Source organism: Streptococcus sp. 1F3, assembly GCF_054968985.1.
In genome coordinates, this window is record NZ_JBUEQR010000006.1 from 1 (window position 1) to 4,462 (window position 4,462).

Annotated in this window: 9 protein-coding genes; all 9 read right to left on the reverse strand. The window is 32.5% G+C overall.

Annotation, left to right across the window (positions count from 1 at the left end; translation table 11 throughout):
• Positions 1 to 70: 70 nt before the first annotated feature.
• The 9 genes from imm40 to ACVPON_RS00175 all read right to left on the reverse strand — a co-directional run bounded on the left by imm40 (position 71) and on the right by ACVPON_RS00175 (position 4,431).
• A complete protein-coding gene (gene imm40, locus ACVPON_RS00135; RefSeq protein WP_462874817.1) occupies positions 71 to 289 on the reverse strand; it encodes an Imm40 family immunity protein in 219 nt (72 codons plus the stop codon).
• 74 nt (positions 290 to 363) lie between these two features.
• The gene (locus ACVPON_RS00140; RefSeq protein ID WP_462874819.1) at positions 364 to 687 is read right to left on the reverse strand and encodes a hypothetical protein; all 324 of its coding nucleotides are present in this window, start codon (positions 685 to 687) and stop codon (positions 364 to 366) included.
• Positions 680 to 1,282, reverse strand: coding sequence for a hypothetical protein (locus ACVPON_RS00145; RefSeq protein ID WP_462874821.1), 603 nt, complete (start codon positions 1,280 to 1,282; stop codon positions 680 to 682). Before ACVPON_RS00145 ends, ACVPON_RS00140 begins: the two co-directional genes overlap by 8 nt.
• Before the next feature lie 381 nt (positions 1,283 to 1,663).
• Complete coding sequence (locus ACVPON_RS00150) at positions 1,664 to 2,284, reverse strand: hypothetical protein (RefSeq protein ID WP_462874823.1); 621 nt, start codon at positions 2,282 to 2,284, stop codon at positions 1,664 to 1,666.
• A gap of 21 nt (positions 2,285 to 2,305) precedes the next feature.
• The gene (locus ACVPON_RS00155) at positions 2,306 to 2,692 is read right to left on the reverse strand and encodes a YxiG family protein (RefSeq protein ID WP_462874825.1); all 387 of its coding nucleotides are present in this window, start codon (positions 2,690 to 2,692) and stop codon (positions 2,306 to 2,308) included.
• Between the two features lie 47 nt (positions 2,693 to 2,739).
• On the reverse strand, positions 2,740 to 3,174 hold the full coding sequence (locus ACVPON_RS00160; protein WP_462874826.1) for a hypothetical protein: 435 nt from the start codon (positions 3,172 to 3,174) through the stop codon (positions 2,740 to 2,742).
• 1 nt (position 3,175) lies between these two features.
• The gene (locus ACVPON_RS00165) at positions 3,176 to 3,316 is read right to left on the reverse strand and encodes a hypothetical protein (RefSeq protein ID WP_462874828.1); all 141 of its coding nucleotides are present in this window, start codon (positions 3,314 to 3,316) and stop codon (positions 3,176 to 3,178) included.
• Positions 3,317 to 3,593: 277 nt separating this feature from the next.
• Positions 3,594 to 4,124 (reverse strand): hypothetical protein, encoded by a 531-nt coding sequence (locus tag ACVPON_RS00170; protein WP_462874830.1) that lies wholly within the window; start codon positions 4,122 to 4,124, stop codon positions 3,594 to 3,596.
• Positions 4,125 to 4,131: 7 nt separating this feature from the next.
• Complete coding sequence (locus tag ACVPON_RS00175) at positions 4,132 to 4,431, reverse strand: colicin E5-related ribonuclease (protein ID WP_462874832.1); 300 nt, start codon at positions 4,429 to 4,431, stop codon at positions 4,132 to 4,134.
• Between the last annotated feature and the right edge of the window lie 31 nt (positions 4,432 to 4,462).

The following is a 4,462-nucleotide window of genomic DNA, read 5'->3' on the forward strand; positions in this document are numbered from 1 at the left end:
TGCTTGAACATGAGCAATTACTCGTTTTCTAAAATCTAAATCATATGCCATAACACTATTCTAACATAATTTATTTATAAACTAAAGCACTATAATACCAACTATCATAAGTCAAATCTAGTTCATCGCCTCTCTTAATATAAACATCCCCACCTAGAATCACTAAATTTAATTTTTTTATCTCAGATAGTACAACATCTATATCTCTCCATGCAAACGCATATTCATTGACACCAATTTCAGATAAGTTTATTCCTTTACCAAGAATATGTAGTTGCATGACAGTCATTTTGCTCTCCTACTTCGTTTTATTTAAAAAAATATATGGTTGATATTTTCTCAACAATACCCAATGAATATATCTTATTTCTTAAGAACAAACTTTCTAAAAGTAGTTGGAATCTCACTTGATGACTGAAATAGCTGGCTAATAGCAATATTCATATCAGAGAACAATACTTCCTGAAAAATATTATTTATTTGCCAATCAATACTCGTTTCAAGTTTATCGGTACAATTTACGTTAACTATTTCAAACCATCCTATCGAAATCCCATACTCGATAATTTGTTCTAGAATATCGATAGAATATCCTTTTTCTAGTATGAAGAAATTATATAGTTGAGCAATAATTGCATCTTCTTCTGCTATTGATAAGAGGAGTTCTTTTAAATCTTCTTCATTCATCATTTTCTTTACCAATCCAAGTCTTTGCTTCCTGTACCATGAATAGAAAAGAGGCTTCATTAGCAATGGTCTGATAATATCGAAATACAGCTTCCTTATCGTCTATATTGAGTGCATTAAGGGCACTATAATACTGCTTCATAATCCACTCTAATTTACTACTTTCCCCCACATTATTATAAAAATCATTTATTTTCTTATCCAAAAGTACATCTTTTAGGAAATTCATTTTTTCAAGATAATTCATCTTTTTAGATTTCGTTCTAAAAGTACGTGCTGGAAAATCCTGTATGTGAGATTTAATATGTTCTAGTTTTTCTAAATTATATAATCTAATTCGTGCAAGGTAAGCTAGAAAATAAAAATCTAATTCATCAAAATTTCCGTATTTATTTGACTTAAATGTCAAAATATCCATTTGCTTCAAAAACGAAATACAACTCTCAAAGTCACCACTATAATATTTAAATTGAGCAACTCTGTAAAGATAATAATTTCGTAAACTTCCTTTTTTTAAAGATTGTTTTTCTGAATAATCAATATAAGCTATATATTCTTTGCTCTCAACTGAATGAAGCATATCACTCACTGCCATAGGAAATAAATATCGAACAAGAGAAAACAGTGTAATTATCATGATATAAGGGACAAAGACTATATAAAAATCATTGTCTTTCATGAAATATAAACAAATGAGAACTGATGAAACTAATAAATAGCGAGTGCTGTAGAACACTAAGTGTTCATACTTATAAAATTTTTTTAAACAATTCAATATGTTTGTCAGCATTATCTACCTTTCTATTTTTATTATGGTATATATTGTAATGCAGGAACAATTCCCGGCATAAGAGGCAATAATTGCGGAACAGCAATTCCTAAAGCAACAACAACAAGCTGCTTTCCATCACCTATTCTAGCTCCAGTTTGGGTTTGCGTAGTTAAAGTACTGTTATCTTTGCGAGATATAGATTCTTCAATTTGATAGCCTCCAAGTACTCCATGGTTCGTATCTAAATTTATAATTGATACCATTTCCCATACCAAAGCCACCATTGTCGTTTTCAAATCGCTTCATATTACTGTAGTCTATCCCATCCAGTCCTGTGATGTCTCTGGCTTCCCCATTGTAGGCAAATGGATTTCCTGTCTCGTCTGTGCTAGACTTGCTTGCTCCGTAGAGTTGGTACTGGCTGGACGCAACTGCTACTCCGTCCTTGGTCAAGCCTGTGACGGAGCCTGCTTGGTTGGTCAGGTAGTGATAGGTATCCCCCGTCTCATGGTTGAGATAAGACGTCCTGCCCTGTCCGTAGGTATAGGTCTCTCTGGCTTTTAACTCCCGGTCATAGGTCTGAAGAACTTCGGTATGCTTGCGATTGATGTCATTAACATAGTTACGCTCTTCGTAGTAGTTAAAGCTATCCTCTCGTGTGGTGTAAGGAATCAGGACATCTTTCACTTGGAGATAAAACTCCATAGGTAGGCGGAAATCTAGGAAAGAGAGGACGGAAAACGATACATTATCGCCAGCGTTTTCAAAGTCCTCGATATCTAGCTCAATCGCCAACAACACCACGGGACATATAATTCTCTTCAAGACATTATACCGTATTAGATATTAAACTAAAATATACTCAATATCATTGATACTTACTCTACCTGCTTCTAATATCAACAACTGTTCCCAAATCTCAATAAATATATTTCCTCCACCAGAATATTCGTTTACCCAATCTATCGAGTCCGAAATCAGTTTAATATTCACATCGTTACACAATAAGCCTATATCAGAAGTCTCTAAAGCTTTATAATGCGCAGGAGGAATAATTCTCTTTCTACTATCAGATTGATCATGTACGAAATAAAATGTTGAAATATCCTTAAATATAGCTTTTTGAAGACCAAACATATCATTAGTTACTTCTAAAATAAATTCATTGTGTAAAAAATCTAAATGATAGTAATTGATTGTACTCATTTCAAATAATCGGAATATATTATCCATTAATTACCTCCCTGCCCAAAAATTATCAATAATATTTTTGATATTTTCTACACTATATCCCAGAAAAAATGTTGCTCTGGAATTAAAACTTTCGAAACTTTAATATCCTGACAAACAATATCAATAGACATATTGGCTAGAACAATCTTACTATTATAGAAATTATCTTCCATACTTAATACTTGAATATCCTGACCCGAATAAGCTAAAAGCTGACCTCCCCTCAAAGTTTTTACGTCTTCTTTTCTCCATAATTTTTTTCCCCCTTGAGATTCCGTCATCCAACCAGCATCTGTTTCATAACTAACTTTAGAACATCGTAAGAAACTAATTCTCCAACAAAATTTTTCTGCATCTTCTAATTCATAGCTTGCTATAAATAAACTTGCCTCATCTCCTAAATACTTTATTTCAAAATCTAAAATTTGGGCATCCCAATAGTCAGTCTGTTCGATTGCTTTTATTATTTGTGTATCCTTCATTTTAATTTCCTCTATTATCCCATGGAATGTGTCCTTTTGGAGATCTAACATCTACACTATTTCCATCTAAATCTAGCAAATTTTTATTTTTATCATAAATATACTTATGAGGATATGTAGTTGCTTTATCTGGCGGATTCAATCGTATCCTCATATTGCCTAAATCATCCTTAATATGCACAAACCCATTATGTTCGTAAATACTCCCCCTTATCTGTTGGTACTGCTTTTCGAATATCATCGATCGACATAGCTTGGATATCTCTAGGAGATAATTTATCAAGTCCTATTATCCCCTACAGACCTAGCGTTTTCAAAGTCCTCGATAACTAGCTCAAACGCCAACAGCACCACGGAAGCCTTTTAGAAATCAACTAAGTGTCTCTCTGAACTCCCATAACCTATTCCTCTTTTGCTTCTTATTCTGATACTACTTCAAAGCAAAAATAACCATATGGCATTGATTCTATATCTAGCTCACAATAGAAATTATATAACCATTTCATCATCTGTGGAATCCCCCTATCCATTAAGAAAGACATATAGGAATGGATAGCTTGCTGAAACCTTATAATGTCTGATTTCTCTACTAGAAAATGACTAGCTTTCATATCTTCAAAAGTGATATATTGGTTCAATAATTTATAATCAGAGTCTGGTTTCAGCCAAAACATCTGTTCTCTTGCAAAATTCTCTCGTTCTTCTGACGTCACACTATCACGACACTCTATATAAAAATGTCCCATATCAAACTCTTCTTGAAAATTTAATTTTTCATTGATATAAAATGGAGTGATATAAATATACTTAGTTGTTTTATTTGTTTTTATAATTTCTTCAAAAAGATGAAGTAAGTTAGTTAAAGTAAGATTTCTTGTATACATTGAGTTGTAATAAGTTGTGTGCAAATATACAAGCTCATTAATAGTTCCGCTTGGTTTTTCAATCATAAAATTTTTAAGGCCCTTTCCAGTCCAAATCAGATAATTTTGAAATTTGAATAACTTTTCCATTGCTATCATCAATTGCTACATAGTAGATATCATCTATATAATAATTCGTCACACTACTATTTGTGTAAGAATTATAGCTTTTTGTTGTTTTTACAGGATTATTAATCGTATCGGCTATCATTTGATTACTCCAGCCACGCTTGGACACCTGATTCCCATATCCTGGTTTTGAAAATTTATCGCTATAAACAATATCGTCCGCAGTATAGTCATTAAGTTTTAAAATAGTAGCGCAATGATTCATTTATAGATTTGAATCGTGGTAATAATTCTAT

Excerpts from the sequence above, each read along its gene's own strand:
- imm40 (WP_462874817.1), bottom strand. The coding sequence starts at position 289 with ATGACTGTCATGCAACTACATATTCTTGGTAAAGGAATAAACTTATCT.
- ACVPON_RS00140 (WP_462874819.1), bottom strand. The coding sequence starts at position 687 with ATGAATGAAGAAGATTTAAAAGAACTCCTCTTATCAATAGCAGAAGAA.
- ACVPON_RS00145 (WP_462874821.1), bottom strand. The coding sequence starts at position 1,282 with ATGGCAGTGAGTGATATGCTTCATTCAGTTGAGAGCAAAGAATATATA.
- ACVPON_RS00155 (WP_462874825.1), bottom strand. The coding sequence starts at position 2,692 with ATGGATAATATATTCCGATTATTTGAAATGAGTACAATCAATTACTAT.
- ACVPON_RS00160 (WP_462874826.1), bottom strand. The coding sequence starts at position 3,174 with ATGAAGGATACACAAATAATAAAAGCAATCGAACAGACTGACTATTGG.
- ACVPON_RS00170 (WP_462874830.1), bottom strand. The coding sequence starts at position 4,124 with ATGATTGAAAAACCAAGCGGAACTATTAATGAGCTTGTATATTTGCAC.
- ACVPON_RS00175 (WP_462874832.1), bottom strand. The coding sequence starts at position 4,431 with ATGAATCATTGCGCTACTATTTTAAAACTTAATGACTATACTGCGGAC.